This is a genomic window from Paraburkholderia fungorum (genome assembly GCF_046027215.1).
Classification (GTDB): Bacteria; Pseudomonadota; Gammaproteobacteria; order Burkholderiales; family Burkholderiaceae; genus Paraburkholderia; species Paraburkholderia fungorum_D.
In genome coordinates this window covers 2,387,823-2,402,976 of record NZ_JAQQEN010000001.1, presented here as the reverse complement: position 1 = coordinate 2,402,976, position 15,154 = coordinate 2,387,823, and the positions used below count along the sequence as shown (strand labels likewise).

Here is a 15,154-nt window from a genome sequence, read left to right as displayed (position 1 = left end):
TGATCCAATTGCGAGAGCGATAGACCTGTCGTGTGTTACGACTTTGTTCCGAGGTGGGGGCAACCTCCGCGTCGTTTTGTATTGGAATAGCAGTGCCAACAAATGGATTGTGCTGGAAGCAATTCATCCATGAGATGCCAGCCCTGACGGGACACTTATTGCCAGTCTGATTGCCGTTGGTTCGGAGCCATTCGAACCCTTACTTCACCACCTGTGTCGAGGATTATCATGATTGAAAAACTACCACTTTGGGAAGCCGCCAAGCGCGAAATGGAGGAGTACCAGTTTCTCGCTGGCCCCGAGTTGCAGCCCAAATGGGACGTTCCGCAAAAGATCGCAATCAACGCGGCTGTGTCGGGCCGCTTTGAAACGACCACGTCATTTCAGGAATACGTGGATGCAGCGTCCAGCGTGATCGAGGCCGGCGCATGTGGCGTTCACATCGACTTTTCGTGGATGACCGACGCGCAGGGCCGACGACTCGACCGGGACATCCCGCCTGTCGAAGCCTATTCTGCTGTTCTGGAACCGCTCAAGGCGCGTTTTGGCAACGACTTCGTCCCGAACCTGAATGTGCTCCACGGAACGACCTTCGATATGTGCATGAGTCCGGCGCGCGAAGGGCTGACTGAGGTAGCGCCGTGCGCGCCAGGTCACCCGGAAGCCTTCATGGTGCCGGCGATCGAGGCGCTCGAGGCCGCTGGTGTCAAACCGGAACTCGCAATTCATAGCTCTGGAGAAATTGAACTTGCGAAGCGAAAGCTCATTGATACAGGCATTCTCAAGAAGCCCTACAACTGGCTGATTCTGTACGGGTTGCCGTTCAACGTTGGTCGCACCCTGGTGTCCGGCACCTGGGTCAGCAACGCTCAGGACATGACCCGCCACATGTTTCTGATGGTCGACCAGATTCGCCAGATTGACCCAACCTCCGTCATCAGTGTTTGTGCGGCGGGGCGCGCAAGTCTGTACATGACGACGCTTGCCACGATGATGGGGTTGCACATTCGTATCGGGACGGAAGACACGCCGTGGAAGTACCCGAACAGCGACGAACATCTCAAGGACAACCTTGAAATGTTCAATATGGCGCGCGACATCGCAGGCTTGCTCGGACGCACGCCGGCAACTGCGAACGAGTACCGGGCGCTGGTCGGAAAGCCGGCCCGCTAACAGCCCTTAACGGCGGTGATGCCGCTTTGGCGGCGTCACTTGCATACGCGGCTGTTCGTCCGACAAAATGTGCGGTTGTTCGTGTCGTGACAAAGGCTGAGCCGTTCGAGCAGAAGGACAGTAATGGGGCGGTCGAATCACCCAAGGGCAGGGCTAGGGATTTTGCATAAGATAGATCTCGTGAACGACAGGACTCGTTTGTGACCTTCCGGGGAGGCACACCTGTTTGTGTATGTTTGACGATGAAGGAGATTGACAAATGAGTGACAAGACAAATGGCGGAGAGCCTCCTGTGCAACTGTGGACCAGGGATGGGTTCATGGGCGCACTGTCTGTCGTTACCCGATCGACATACGCGCCAGACTACCTTGCTGTTGAAGGCCCGCATGCACCGCGACGAGCTGTTCTTGATCGATTGATCCCTGACGATCAGGACGATGCGCAAGCGCTTCCGACCACGGTGGCTACATCCAGGCTGGGTGTTAAGTTGCTTGTGTCCGGTCGCCGCAAGCCAATGCCGTATGTGGTTCGAAATGTGGAAGCAGACGAAATTCATTTCATTCAATCGGGCAATGTCAGATTCGAAACCGATGTGGGCTGTCTGACGGCCGAGGAAGGTGACTTTGTCTGTATCCCACGTGCGATAGCGTATCGATTCGCGCCGACCGGCGACGCTATGCGCAGCATCATCATCGAAAGTCCGTCGGCTTTGAAACTCTCGCCTCCAGCGGCTTCAGGAATGCTCAACGTCTCGCGAGATGTGAAGTATGCCAAAGTTAGTCCCGAGATTCCCGTGGGCGGACCGACGAAACTGATATTGAAGTCCTCCGACGGTGAGAACACGGTGTTCACCATGCCGCACGACCCGCTCTCTCTGGGTCTGCAACTGTCGGAGTCCGTTCCCGTGTGGAAGCTGAATCTGAACAGGATTCAGGTACTGACTTATCTGCCCGATGGCGGACCTCCGAGTCAATTTCTATCGTCCAGCACGGGAGACGTGCTGCTGTTCAACCTTAGTTCGCGCCTCTCGAGTCGACCGCCCATTCATATCAATGCGGACTTCGATGAGGTGATCTGTTATGTGCGCGGACCCGGTGTCTGGGGAGGGTGTTCGGAGCCTGGCACGCTGACCTGGGTGCCAAAAGGGGTCATTCACCACGGCCCTCCCGAGAACGTTCCAGAGACCTATCAGGCGTGGTTGCTGGAAACGCGTGCGACGCTTCGCTGGACGCCCAGGGCGATTGCGGCCTCGCAGTTGATGGAAACAGGCGAATACGGCCCGCACCCGAGCGTGAGCAAATGAATCCGGCGCACATGCGCTTTTGAAGGTGGCGTGCGGTGTGAATTATCAAAAGGAGACTACCGTGGAATCGCGGCTTCAACAGTTTCTCGACGAGGCAGAGATCAAGCGGGTTCATATCCGCTACTGCCGGGGTATTGACCGGATGGACTGGGATCTCGTGCGCTCGTGTTATCACCCGGATGCTATTGATCGTCATGGGGCCTATAACGGCGGGGTGGAAGGGTTCATTAAATGGGCTGCGGAGTTGTTGCCGGCCTTTGAATGCACACAGCACTTTACCGGCAATCAGTACGTGCAGGTCGATGGCGATGTGGCGTACGCAGAGCACTATGCGCAGGCATTCCACCGGACGAAGCCTGACCACGACAAGCCCGCCGTGGACTGGGTCGTGAATGTCCGGTACGTCGACCGGATGGAACGGCGAAACGGCGAGTGGCGCATCGCCGACCGGGTCGTCGTGCTCGATTCCCAGCGTTCGGACCCAGTCCCCGCCGATTTGGCGCCACTTGAGAACTCCAACGTTGGGCGGCGCGATAAGGAAGATCCATCGTATAAGTACGGGTTCGTCTGAAATACGAGGGCTTGACGTTCTTGCAGGTCCTGACGGTCAGGATGAAGTCACTAACAGTATTGAGGAAGCAATGGAAAAGCGTTTTCGTGTGGGCATCGTCGGTCTGAGCGCCGAGCGGGGTTGGGCCACTACGGCTCATATTCCAGCACTGCGTGCCCTGTCCGATGTCTTTGAAATCGTCGGCGTAGCAAACACCAGTCTGGCGAGTGCGCAGGCCGCCGCGGCTGCTTATGACATTCCGCACGCATTCGAAAACGTGGCGGAGCTCGTTGCTTCAGCCGAAGTCGATGTCGTGGTGGTAACAGTAAAAGTTCCATACCACAAGGAAGTAGTCACGGCCGCGCTTGAGGCCGGAAAAAGCGTTTATTGTGAGTGGCCGCTTGGAAATGGCCTTGCCGAAGCGACTGAGCTCGCTCAACTCGCAAACGGGAAGGGGGTACTGACCGTCACTGGAACCCAGGCGATTGCGTCACCTGAGGTGGAATTCGTGCGCAAGCTTGTTGCGGATGGGTACGTGGGAGATGTGTTGTCGTCAACGTACCTCAGCGCCGGGTTTAGCTGGGGCGAAGCAATACCGCGCGGCGACGCCTACGCCATGGACTCAAAAAACGGCGCGACTCTGCTTTCGGTCATCGGCGGACATGCGATTGCGGCGATTCAAAGTGTACTGGGCCCCGTCCGGGAAGTTGACGCCGTGTTGTCGCAACGTCGGCAAACTGTGAGCGTCATCGAAACGGGGGAGAGCGTCCCGATGAGAACGCCCGATCACGTGATGATCAACGCCATCCTTCAGTCTGGAGCGCCTTTGTCGTTGCAGCTTCGTGGAGGGTTGCCGCGTGGAACCCGCCTGTTGTGGGAAATCAATGGAACCGAAGGAGATTTGCGCATTACCGCGTCGATCGAGCAGGCACCCGTAATCAACATTTCCCCGTTACGCGTCGAGGCTGGACGTAAAGGGCAGGACGGTTACCATGAGCTTAAGGTTCCGCAGTCGTATTACTTCGGCCTCGAGGATGCCGTGACTGCCCGAAACGTCGCAGGAATCTACAGGTTGATGGCTAACGATTTGCGTCTTGGAACCCGCACGGCTCCCGACTTTGGCGATGCGCTCGCACTCCACAAGATTCTTCACGCTATTGAGCAGTCTGACGAGACGGGTCAACGGGTGCGAGTCGGCTGATTTCGTTCGCATCAAAGAGTTTGAATGACGACATGGTCGTTTTGAGATTGTTTGCCTGTTCCTCAAGCAGTCGGGCTGCAGACGCAGCCTGCTCGATGAGCGCCGCGTTAGCTTGCGTCATCCTGTCCATTTGAATCACGGTCTGATTGACCTGTTCCAGACCATGACTCTGTTCAACAGAGGCCGCCGTAATTTCGCCGACCATTTGTGACGCATGCGTAATGGCGGACTTGATGTCAACCATGGTGGTATGCACCTTGATGGCTTGCTCGGATCCTTCGTGAACGATAGCAACGGATGACGCAATCAGGCCGTCAATTTCTTTTGCGGCGGAGGCACATCGCTGAGCCAGACTACGCACTTCGGCCGCCACTACTGCAAAGCCTCTTCCGTTTTCGCCAGCTCGAGCGGCTTCCACTGCGGCGTTAAGGGCGAGGATGTTGGTCTGAAATGCAATACCCTGTATGACGCCCGTGATATCGGAGATTTGGCTCGAGCTTGACTTGATTCGCTCGATAATCGACACCATGGCCTGAACGATATCGTTGCCCGTGTCAGCGATATGCGTGGCATTCGAAACGAGTTCATTTGCGCGGCGCGCGTTGTCCGCATTCTGCCGCACGGTTTCGGTAATCTGCGTCATCGTGGAGGCGGTCTCCTCTAGTGAGGCGGCTTGCTCTTCCGTGCGCAGCGAAATGTCAAAGTTGCCGGCGGCGATTTCACGCGTGGCTGCCGAAACTGACTCTGTGGACGAGCGAACGGAAGCTACGGTCTCCTGGACGCGATCCATCAGCGTATCGAAAGCTAAAGCCGCACGGCCAAACTCGTCCTTGCGCGGGCTGGACGATCGCTTTGACAGATCAAGCGTATTCGCAACCGACTCGATGCCCCTGGTCATGCGGATCAAGCCGCCATACACGATGCGATGAATGTGGCGCCAAAAACAGATGGCGGCAAGGGCGCCGATAAGCGATAGGGCGATTTCGCTTAGCAGAAAGGCTCGATACGGTTGGAATACGTCTCTACTCCCAATGCTCAGAAAAATTTGCAACCCTGTTGCACCAAACATTAGCATCAGGGTGGTCCATGTTCCGAATGCCAGTGTGATTTTATGCTTGACCGTAATAGATGATTTCTTTTTCACATCAATTCCCCGGGGGCCAGCAAGAGCCTTCGTCATATTGCATTGCTAAAACAAATGCTGGATACCAACCGAAACGCCGGTCGTGGACCGGCCGGATGCCACGCCTGCGCCCGTGAGCGAGGCGAGACTATTGGCACCCGACGCGTGTTGGTAGGTCACCTGCTGGTAGACCGTAGTTCTTTTCGAAAAGAGGTAAGAGTTCGAGATGGTCAGGGTCTTCCAGTTTCCGCCGTCGAGATTTTCCACCCATCCGCCAATCGCGAGGACGTCATAGGGCTTGATCGTCCAGTTCACACCGGCGTCAACTGTGTTGGCGTTACCCTCGCCAGTCGCCAATGTGATGCGCGACTGCGTGAACGTGGCGTGCAGAAGCACATCTTTTAACTGATACGATGCCCCGAGCCCCCAATTGACAAGTTTCCTGGCAACTACGCCTTCGCTTTGAGGAAGTGGGGTCCCAAACAGCGACGGAAGACCAATAAAGCTGGAAAGTTCCAGGAAGCGATCGTTCTCATTCGCGTACGTGGCTGCCAGACTCAGCGGTCCTCCCTTGTACTGGACAAAGAAAGAGTAGTCCCTGCTTGCGCTGAAATTGCCGGGTACATTTCCAAATGCAAATTCTGCACCGGAGGAGAAACCGCCCAGGGTCGGGCTCACATATTTCACCGCATTGTTGAACTGGTAGAAGTTGGCAATCTCATCCAGGTTGCCTTCGTGAAGCGAGAGAATGTTGCCGAGGAGCAAAGGCGTTTGATAATTGGACAGAACGTCGTACATGAAACTAGGTTGGTGACCCAGCGTCAACGTGCCATAGGTGTCCGACTGCAGCCCAACATACGCCTTCCTGTTGAATAGCGTTCCGGGAACAAGTTGCCGGCCATTGTTTAACAGGTACTCGTTCTGCAGATCGAAGATGGTGCGTAGTCCGCCACCAAGATCCTCCACTCCCTTCAAGCCGAAAATGTCAGGGGAGTGCGTGTTTTCTTCCTGATACAGGGCGTGCCCCCCGACGTTGCTGATGTACTGTATCGCAGTGTCCGCAATTCCATATAAGGTAACGCTGGATTGCGCGTTGGCCGCACTGGTCACAGAAAGTGCGACGATCGTGCCTGCTACCGTACGTCCAAAAATCGCCATGCATTGTCTCCGATCCGGTTGTTACTCTTCCGAAGAAGTTTTATGAATAAAAGCAATAGAAAAATCCGTACTACTGATGAAATGAAACACTAGATTTAAAACGTTTGATCCGGTTGCTCGTCTCTCTCGGATCACTCCAGTTTGCTGCTGTTGCATTCAACAATAATGAATGGCACAATGTATGTTGAACACTATAGGGGCCACCCCCTGGACGTGTCAACATGGCAACCGTCCGTGGAAACCCGGGGCGGTGATTTTTTATGACTTCCATACGGCTGAAAAATGACCAATGTGACTGCGAGGCGCGGCATTCAGTCTGTCGAGATTGCGTTCCGAATCCTCTCGGCATTGCAGACGAGTGTGCGAGCACTGCCTCTCAAGGAGATTGCCGCCCTGTCCGAGTTGTCGCCGAGTGCGACGAGCAACTACATGATTAGCCTGGTGCGGACCGGGCTTGCGTCGACGGATGAAAAGCCAGGGTGCTACAAGCTCGGGCCCGCGTCGCTTGCTTTGGGTATGAGTGCGATCAACCAGTTGGACGGATTCGATATCGTTCGTCGGGAGGTGATCGCTTTGCGAGAAGCAACACTGAGTGGCGCGGCCGTGACCGCATGGACCGAAGATGGACCGGTTAGTCTCTTTAAGCAGGAGGGGCAGACGCGCAGTATTCTCGAGCTGAGAACAGGCCTGATTCCGCTGGTTACGACGGCGGCGGGAAAGCTGTTCATTGCCTGCCTTCAGCCTGACCGCACCGACGATCTCATCGGCCGCGAACTGCCTGCGGGACAGGAAGGGAGTGCGGCCTCCTTGCGGGAAGAAGCGATCACTGAATTGCGCAACTGTGGCTTCACAACGGTTCATCGCGGGGACATGGGTTACGTGTCTGTTGCGGCCCCCATCTGGGACAGGGACGGCGATCTCCGATTTGCCATCAGTCTGATCGGATCGCCCGCAACGCTGAACACGGAAATCGAAGGTGAACAAATAAAGGCGCTACTCGATAGCGCGGTTCGAGCTACGGTCGCACTGGGCGGGAAGGCACCCAGCAGGATTGGATAGAAGCCAGGCGCTCGATACCGACGCGCGCCATCCGTTTCGGCGAGCGATCGCAACAGGTTCTGATGGGAGGCCAGCGGCTTGCGCCGTGGCCTCCTCATGCATTCATCGTTCGGTCAGTCTTTCCCGGCTGTCGCAGCTGCCAACACGATCGAATTGAATGCCTCCGGTGCTTCAAGCTTCGGCATGTGGCCGATTGCATCGAGTACGTGGAGTGTCGAACCGTTAGCAGCTTCGTGAATCGGCCGGGCATGGTCGTCGATGGGTGCGACGCGATCCAGCTTGCCGACAATGACGGAGATCGGCGCCCGGATCGAAGCAACCACGGATGGCGTATACGTCGAGAAGAGCATGTCGACGGCGTGTTCCCAACCCGTAGGGGTCACCGCGTCTCTCAGCCGGGATACGATCGCGCGAACCGGAGGGCCGGCGTCCGGAGCGAGCAGAGCGTTCACTACAGCCGCGCGTGCCTCGACCGATTGTGCCGTTGCGCTTCGCATCAGAACTTCTCGCGCTGCGTCGCGCTCCACACCGGAGAGATGTCCTCGTGCGACATTGGGCGCGCTCAATACGAGGGCGCCTGTAACCGACGGGTACCGCGCCGCGAACGTACTGGCAATGACACTACCCCATGAACTGCCTACGACGGTTGCACGCGCTATGCCGAGCGCAGACAGCAGCGCCATGAGCGCATCCGCATAATCCGTGGCGGCTGGCGTGGCGGTCGTAAATGCGCTGCTTTGTCCATAGCCGGGGGCGTCCCAGGCAATCACCCGATGGTTCCTGCCCAGTGCGGCGAGCTGCGCGCGGTATCCCGCCGAACTCGAACCGATGCCATGCAGCAGCACGATGGCGGGCGCGCGCTCGTCGCCGGCAGTTCGATACGTGATGATCCCTTTGCCGCCGAATGTGGGGAGATTCAACGGTACCTGCTCGATAGCGGGCAACGAGGATTCAATGAGCTGGCGATCTGTTTCAGTCATGATTGGAGTTTGGCCGATACATCAGCCGCCTTAAGTTGGGCAATTGCCAATTCACGCTTCTCTCAATGCAGCGGAGATCTCATGCGCGGCGGCCCTGAGGGTCTCGGCACAAGGGCCGTCAGCCGCGGCATCGAAATGCTCTGCCGGGCCGATCGCCGTCAAGGCCAGCGCGGCGAGTCCGCGCGGGGAAAGAATGGGCACACTGATGGCGTTGGCGAGCTTGCGGTCGTCGTAAAACGGCGCGGGGCGCCTCGTCGCGGCATGCGACGCCCTGACGGATTCAAGCACGCTTGCGAGTGATTCCGCGGTGCGGAGCAGTTCGCCCGACGCCTGGCGTTCGTTGTCACGCAACTCCGCCGCCACGAATCGATCGACCGCTTCGGGTGGAAGGAATGCCGCCAACGCCAGGCCCGAAGCAGAGGAGGTCACGGGTAGCACGAGCCCCAGCGGCAGGTTGGCGGCCACAGGCGTTGTACCGGCTTGCCACGCGATCACCGTGGGACCGTGATTGCCCCACGCTACCAGCGCAAGCGTCTTGTCCAGTGTGCGCGCGAGCCGCAACATGGCGCGGCTTGCCAGCCGGACAGCGTGTGGCTGCGATTTCATCGCGCCCTCCGTTCCGACCGGCGCGAGGCCGAGGTCGTGCGGGTCGGCGACCAGATACTGCCCGCCGCCGAATACCAGTGGCCGCCGCGTGCTCTGGCGAATGCAATCCACCGACCCGACATAAATCACATGGTCTCCGCCGGGATAGCGGGAGACCACATTACACTCCAGCCACGCGCTGCAATCGCGCAGTAGCGGCAGCCCGTCGACCCCAAGGTCATAGTCGATGCCGGAGAATTTATCCGGCGACCGGGTAGCAAAATGATTGGCGAGCGCGTATTGGTGCTCAGCCAGGATGTTGATGGTGAATCTCCCGGCATCCTTGAACGCCGAATGGCTTCCCGCCGAGGTCGCCTGGCTCCATAAAACAAGCGGAGGATCCAGCGAGACCGAGGAAAACGAATTGGCGGTGAGGCCATGCATTTTTCCCTCGCCATCGAGCGTGGTAACCACGGTGACGCCGGTGACGAAGGACCCGAGTACGTCTCTCAATTGACGTTTGTCGAACGTTCTGATCGCGGGACGCTCCTGATCTAACGAAGTGCTTCCGGTCATGACAGAACCTTTTGCGCCTCGCTGAACGCGGGCATGATGGATTCGTGAAACAGACCGATCGACGTCTTTGCTTCGGAGACCGACATATCCCCGAACATGAACGTGCCGATCAGATAGTTGAAGCCGCCCTCGTGCGCCTGCTCGAGCAGCTTCTCACGAACGGTTTCCGGCCGGCCCACTACGGCGAGGCCCGATTCCACGAGCGGTGCGATCGTCGGCGGGAGCTTCTGGTTGACCGGTTCCGTCCCGTGCTTCTTCCAGAGCTTGAAAAAGTTCGGATAGAAGACGGACCATGCCCGTGAGGCAATTTCCATGGCCTCCTGATCCGTTTCCGCGACAACAATATAGCGATTCACGCCGATAAGCGGCTCAGGGGAGGAGGGGTGCCGTTTTGCGAATTCTTCGTGATATCGCTCGGCAATGGCTCTGACTCGCTGTATCGGGCCTCCGCATACGATGTTCATCTTTTCCTGGGCCGGCCATACCGTCGACTCTGGCGATGCCAACGCGTACCAGGTTGGAGGCGGCGTCTGCAGTGGCTTGAGTTCGATCGGCATGTCGTTGAATTGCCAGAACCTCCCCTGATAGTTGAGGATATCCGAGCTCAAATACCGCTTGATGATTTCATACGACTCGATGTATCTGGCCTGAGCCGTAGCCGGATCGATACCGAGTGCCTCGATTTCGTGGGGCGACGCGCCTCGGCCCACACCATACTCCAGGCGGCCGCCGCTTAGATTGTCGAGCATGCAGATTTCTTCAGCCAGACGGACGGGATGGTGGATCGGGAGGATGTAGACCAGCGGAGACAGGCGCAGTTTTTTGGTGCGCTGCGCGGCGGCGGCAAGAAACACGCTTTGCGACGGGCAAGCGCTCAGCGTGGTCGCATGGTGTTCCGACATGTGATAGGCATGGAAGCCGAGCCTGTCGTAAAGCTCGATAATTTCCATTCTGTCTTCGTACTGCTTATGAATTGGCAGCCCATTGCGATCGTTTTGGTCAAATATACCGAATTTCATCGATTTTCCAGTATGGTGTGAATTGATTGATCTTCTGACTTAGCGTGCCGAAGATTTGCTGAATACCTGAAAGATGTTTTCTTCCGGATCCTTGTAGGTGGCAACAACGCCGTGTGTACCCATATCACGCTGTGCGAGTAGCTGGCCGCCCGCGGACAGGATCTTCTGCCGGAGCTCGTCCTGGGTTTCGCCGGCAACCTGGAAGACGGGCACGGCCCCGACGGCTCCCTCTGCCGCTTCCTCTACCGAACTCAGTGCAAATGCGCTGCGCTGCCGACGGAATTGAGTCCACTTGTTCTCGTCGCGAAACTGGAGAGGCATTCCCAGCGCCGATACATAGAAATCTTCCAGGCGGGCAAGATCCTTCGCGACTAGATAGACGGTTTGTATGTCAACTTCTGCCATGACGGCACTCCGGTAAATTTTTGATAACGGCGTTCAGGTGATCTCGTCGCCGGGTAGCGTCACGCTGTGCGCTGCTCTTTCAGTCCAAGCTCGTCGCTCATGATTTGCCGAATCAGGTACTTCTGAATTTTTCCCGTCACGGTAGTTGGAAACGAGTCGACAAAGCGGATGTATTTCGGGACCTTGTAATGAGCTATCCGGCTCTTGCAAAAGTCGCGGACCGCGGCGTCGTCCAGGGCTGTCCCCGGATTGACGACGATCCATGCGCATAGTTCTTCGCCGAAATGTTTGTCCGGTACGCCGACCACCTGCACGTCACGAACACCCGGGCATGTGTACAGAAACTCTTCGATCTCGCGGGGATAAAGGTTTTCACCGCCGCGGATGACCATATCCTTGATTCGCCCGACGATATTGACGTAGCCGTCCGAATCCATCGTGGCGAGATCGCCCGAGTGCATCCAGCCTTCGGCGTCGATTGCCTCGCGCGTCCGGTCGTGCTGGTTCCAGTAGCCACGCATGACCGAGTAGCCACGGGTGCAGAGTTCACCGGTCTGACCGCGCTCCACAGTCCGCCCGGTGAGCGGGTCGATAACCTTTATCTCGAGGTGAGGCAACACCTGGCCGACCGTGGCTACCCGCCTCTCAATCGGGGTATCGGTCACGCTTTGGCAGCTCACGGGGCTCGTTTCCGTCATGCCGTAAGCGATCGTAATCTCGGGCAGATGCATTTCGCCGACAACCCGCTTCATGATTTCGATAGGGCAAGGCGAGCCGGCCATGATGCCGGTGCGCAAGCTGCTCATATCGAACTCTGCAAAGCGCGGGTGGTTAAGTGCAGCGATGAACATGGTCGGCACCCCGTACAGCGCCGTGCATTGCTCTGCCTGCACGGTCTCCAGAACGGCTTCGGCGTCGAAGCGCTCCGCAGGGTAGACGATTGTCGAGCCATGCGTCAGGCAAGCCAGATTGCCCATGACCATGCCGAAGCAGTGGTACATCGGAACCGGGACGCATACTCGATCCGCGTGGGTGAGCTTCATGCACTCGCCCACGAAAAAGCCGTTGTTCAGGATGTTGCGATGACTCAGCGTAGCGGCCTTGGGAAGCCCTGTCGTCCCGCTGGTGAACTGGATGTTGACGGCGTCGTCCGGGCGCACGGTACGGCGTACCCGCTGAAGCGCTGCGCTGTTTGCATTGGCGAAACGCAGCAGGTCGGAAAAGCGTTGCGCGCCAGCTTCGTCCGGGCAGTCAGCCTCGTCTATCCACCAGATCGTCTCGAGGCTCGGCAGCCTTGCTTTTCCCAACTCCCGCAACATGTTCAGATACTCGCTCGACCGGTATCGGACCATCGTCACGATGGCCTTGCACCCCACCAGGTTGAGTGCATGCTCCAGCTCCGAGGTCCGATAGGCCGGGTTGATGTTGACAAGTATCAATCCAGCTTTCGCGGTGGCTAGCTGCAATAGCAGCCAGGCGATGTTCGTGTGCGACCAGATGCCGATCCGATCGCCCGGTGAGAGCCCTGAGTCAAGAAGCGCAGCCGCAAGCCGGTCCGACTTTTCGCGAAGCTCGCCGTAGCTTAGCTGGACCCCTTCATGCCGGCTGACGACCGCAACGTGTTCGCCCATTTTGTGGGCGATCTCGTCGAATGAATCGCCGATGGTCTTGTCGATCAGTTCCGGGAAATGTGCTCCGCGCTCATATGAAAGTGTCTTCATCGGTATGTTCCACGCAATTGACTTGTCTGAAGGCTCATTTACCGAGAAAAACGACCGGCGCCGGCTCTTCGCCACGGGCGACGGCTTCAGCGCGTGCGGTTCGTCCTTTCCTGGCGTCTTCCGTCATGTGCAGCCCCATGGTGAGGTCGAGGACCAGCGCGTCGGCACCGGGCACGCCGCCGCCAGACCATGCCTTGAGGAGGGCGCGAATGGCGCCGTACGAGCGCGTAGGGCCGTTCGCAAGCTTGATCGCAAGATCCTCGGCGTCACGCTCGACCTGATCTTCGCCGACGACGAAGGCGGCAACGCCGAGCTGACCGGCGGTCGCGCCGGACATGGGTTCGCTCAGCATGACGTAGCGCGCGGCAAAGGCGCGTCCCGCTCGATCCGCCAGCCGCTGCACGCCCCCCGCGACAGGCGCCGAGCCAACGGACGCTTCAATGCATCGGAACGTTGCGTTCTCCGCTGCGACGATGAAGTCGCAAGCGAGAGCCAACTCGAATGCGCCACCGAATGCTGCGCCGCGCACGGCGGCAATCGTCGGGATCTGGAGAGCTTCGATTGACCGATACGTATGGTGAATCTGCGAAATGAACGTCCGCCAATCGTCGAAACCTTTGTCAATGAAATCGAGAACGTCGCCGCCCTTGCTGAAATCGGGGCCCTCTGCACGGATCAGGAGCGCCCGGATATCGGCCTTGCTGGCTTCCCGGACGGATTTCTCGAGGCAGTCAGCGAAATCAGCCGCGATGAGATTCGAGGGGGGATTGGCCAATACGATATGGCCCACGTTCTCACGACGTTCAAAATAGATGCTTTCCATTGAAAGAAATCCCTAATAAATGATGGCGGACCTGGAACCCCGGCGTCTCCTGCCGGATGTGATGCGTATATTCAACAATAGTGAATGCGTACATCATTGTTGTATATTAGGATGTCGGCAGAGGCGTGTCAACCTGTTCGCTGATGACGGCAAGCGCGGGCTCGGACCTCGGGCGCCCCTGAGGCGCGCAAGCAAAAGCGGCGCTCAAGTTCTTGCCGGACGTGCGTGCAGGGCGGAGTTGCTGGTTGCTAGCGATACGAACGCGATGCTCATGCGTGTAAATGAGCCAACGCTATCGCTTGAACGTAGAGGGGAATGATCGGGAGTCCGAACCGGCTTTCGAGCGCGATCCGGAGGTTCATTGAATCATGGCAGTAGGACAACACCCGCCTAAGGCAAATTCTTTCTGAAGCGCAACGGGGTTGTGCCTATCCGTTCGGAAAAGAGGGCCGTCATATGCTGTTGCGAGGAAAATCCGCAAGCCGCGGCGACTTCGCAAAGTGGCGCGGCAGTTGTGCGCAGCATCTGGGCGGCCGCGCTGATACGCTTCTCCAGCACAAAGCGATACAGCGAGTATCCGCTGCGGGCCTTCACGCCGTCGAAAACCACGCGAACAGGTAAATCGAGGGTTGCCGCGATATCCGCGCAGCTCAGGTTGTGCTCGAGATTGTCCGCGACATACTGTTCGAGGCGGGAAAACTCGGCGTCGGAAATTCCTGGTTTGCGCTTGTCCGCAGTGTTTTCCAGGTGCCGCGTCGTTTCGATCCATGCGAGCGTCGCGAGACACTCGATCTCCCAGGAATCGACCCGCCGAGCGCGTTCCGGAGGCACCTTCAGGCGCGCGTAGCGCACCAGATGCCGGATCGCATCGGCACCGAGGTTGCTACGGTTGCCCCTGCGGCGCAGTGCGTCCGTGCACCGGTCGGTGGTGCGGCGCTGAAATGTGTCGTCATAACGAAACGCGATGAAGCCGTGGCGAACCAGCTGCGCGTCGATTTGCATGCGACCGCCGCGCGGATGAAACGCCGCCGTCTCCGCCCGGAACGTGAGCGGGAGCATCGGACCATTGTCGTAACGCGTCTGCGAATCGATCGTGCCAAGCAGCAGGCAGATCATGTCGGACGGGGTGTGAATTTCGAGGGTATAGGGCTGCGCACCGGAGATGCAGTATTCGAGTCCGGGTGCACCGGCGACCGCACTGAATCGCTCGATCCGCGTGTTGGCGGATGGCTGGACAGTTCCGCTCATCATCGTCTCCAATTGCCTCGATGGCGCGCTTTTCCGCGCTCCGATGTCGTTCAGATGCCGCTTTTTTCGCAAGTATAGACGCGCGTGCCACAACCATGACGCTTCGATGGGTCGCCGTTCGCGAACGCTGCGTGCGCAAATTTCACCCTGGTACTCACCCTGATATCCGCGGAAGAGCAGGAATCTGTAAACCGCGAAACGTGAAAGACCCGCTCATTGCGTCACCGTAC

Annotated in this window: 14 protein-coding genes; 5 read left to right on the top strand and 9 right to left on the bottom strand. The window is 58.0% G+C overall.

The annotated features are described in order from the left end of the window. Positions 1–228: 228 nt before the first annotated feature. The 4 genes from PQR27_RS10650 to PQR27_RS10635 all read left to right on the top strand — a co-directional run bounded on the left by PQR27_RS10650 (position 229) and on the right by PQR27_RS10635 (position 4,227). Complete coding sequence (locus PQR27_RS10650; RefSeq protein WP_408523617.1) at positions 229–1,173, top strand: 3-keto-5-aminohexanoate cleavage protein; 945 nt, start codon at positions 229–231, stop codon at positions 1,171–1,173. A gap of 259 nt (positions 1,174–1,432) precedes the next feature. After that, a complete protein-coding gene (locus PQR27_RS10645; RefSeq protein WP_408523616.1) occupies positions 1,433–2,476 on the top strand; it encodes a homogentisate 1,2-dioxygenase in 1,044 nt (347 codons plus the stop codon). Positions 2,477–2,537: 61 nt separating this feature from the next. Next, a complete protein-coding gene (locus PQR27_RS10640; protein WP_408523615.1) occupies positions 2,538–3,047 on the top strand; it encodes a nuclear transport factor 2 family protein in 510 nt (169 codons plus the stop codon). A 70-nt stretch (positions 3,048–3,117) separates the two neighbouring features. Continuing rightward, complete coding sequence (locus tag PQR27_RS10635; protein WP_408523614.1) at positions 3,118–4,227, top strand: Gfo/Idh/MocA family protein; 1,110 nt, start codon at positions 3,118–3,120, stop codon at positions 4,225–4,227. On the opposite strand, the gene PQR27_RS10630 is transcribed toward PQR27_RS10635, so the two are convergent. Together PQR27_RS10630 and PQR27_RS10625 are read right to left on the bottom strand one after the other, a co-directional pair. Continuing rightward, positions 4,181–5,407 carry a methyl-accepting chemotaxis protein gene (locus PQR27_RS10630; protein ID WP_408523613.1) on the bottom strand — a complete coding sequence of 409 codons (1,227 nt, stop codon included), beginning with the start codon at positions 5,405–5,407 and terminating at the stop codon, positions 4,181–4,183. The two genes, PQR27_RS10635 and PQR27_RS10630, sit on opposite strands and share 47 nt — an antisense overlap. A 9-nt stretch (positions 5,408–5,416) precedes the next feature. Then, positions 5,417–6,508, bottom strand: a complete 1,092-nt coding sequence (locus PQR27_RS10625) for a porin (RefSeq protein WP_408523612.1) — start codon at positions 6,506–6,508, stop codon at positions 5,417–5,419. Between the two features lie 282 nt (positions 6,509–6,790). On the opposite strand from PQR27_RS10625, the gene PQR27_RS10620 reads away from it, so the two are divergent. Continuing rightward, complete coding sequence (locus PQR27_RS10620) at positions 6,791–7,567, top strand: IclR family transcriptional regulator (protein ID WP_408523611.1); 777 nt, start codon at positions 6,791–6,793, stop codon at positions 7,565–7,567. Positions 7,568–7,680: 113 nt separating this feature from the next. Here the strand turns inward: PQR27_RS10620 and PQR27_RS10615 are convergent, their stop codons facing one another. From PQR27_RS10615 to PQR27_RS10585, 7 genes are all read right to left on the bottom strand, one after another. Then, positions 7,681–8,547 (bottom strand): alpha/beta fold hydrolase, encoded by an 867-nt coding sequence (locus PQR27_RS10615; protein ID WP_408523610.1) that lies wholly within the window; start codon positions 8,545–8,547, stop codon positions 7,681–7,683. 51 nt (positions 8,548–8,598) lie between these two features. After that, entirely contained in the window at positions 8,599–9,708 is a 1,110-nt protein-coding gene (locus PQR27_RS10610) for a flavin reductase (RefSeq protein ID WP_408523609.1), read from the bottom strand. Continuing rightward, a complete protein-coding gene (locus PQR27_RS10605; protein WP_408523608.1) occupies positions 9,705–10,727 on the bottom strand; it encodes an LLM class flavin-dependent oxidoreductase in 1,023 nt (340 codons plus the stop codon). The genes PQR27_RS10610 and PQR27_RS10605 overlap by 4 nt, the downstream gene beginning before the upstream one ends. 39 nt (positions 10,728–10,766) lie before the next feature. Then, positions 10,767–11,132 (bottom strand): VOC family protein, encoded by a 366-nt coding sequence (locus tag PQR27_RS10600; RefSeq protein ID WP_408523607.1) that lies wholly within the window; start codon positions 11,130–11,132, stop codon positions 10,767–10,769. Between the two features lie 59 nt (positions 11,133–11,191). After that, positions 11,192–12,853, bottom strand: coding sequence for an AMP-binding protein (locus PQR27_RS10595; protein ID WP_408525455.1), 1,662 nt, complete (start codon positions 12,851–12,853; stop codon positions 11,192–11,194). 34 nt (positions 12,854–12,887) lie between these two features. Further along, complete coding sequence (locus PQR27_RS10590) at positions 12,888–13,676, bottom strand: enoyl-CoA hydratase/isomerase family protein (RefSeq protein ID WP_408523606.1); 789 nt, start codon at positions 13,674–13,676, stop codon at positions 12,888–12,890. 390 nt (positions 13,677–14,066) lie between these two features. Further along, a complete protein-coding gene (locus tag PQR27_RS10585) occupies positions 14,067–14,924 on the bottom strand; it encodes a helix-turn-helix domain-containing protein (protein WP_408523605.1) in 858 nt (285 codons plus the stop codon). Positions 14,925–15,154 lie beyond the last annotated feature (230 nt).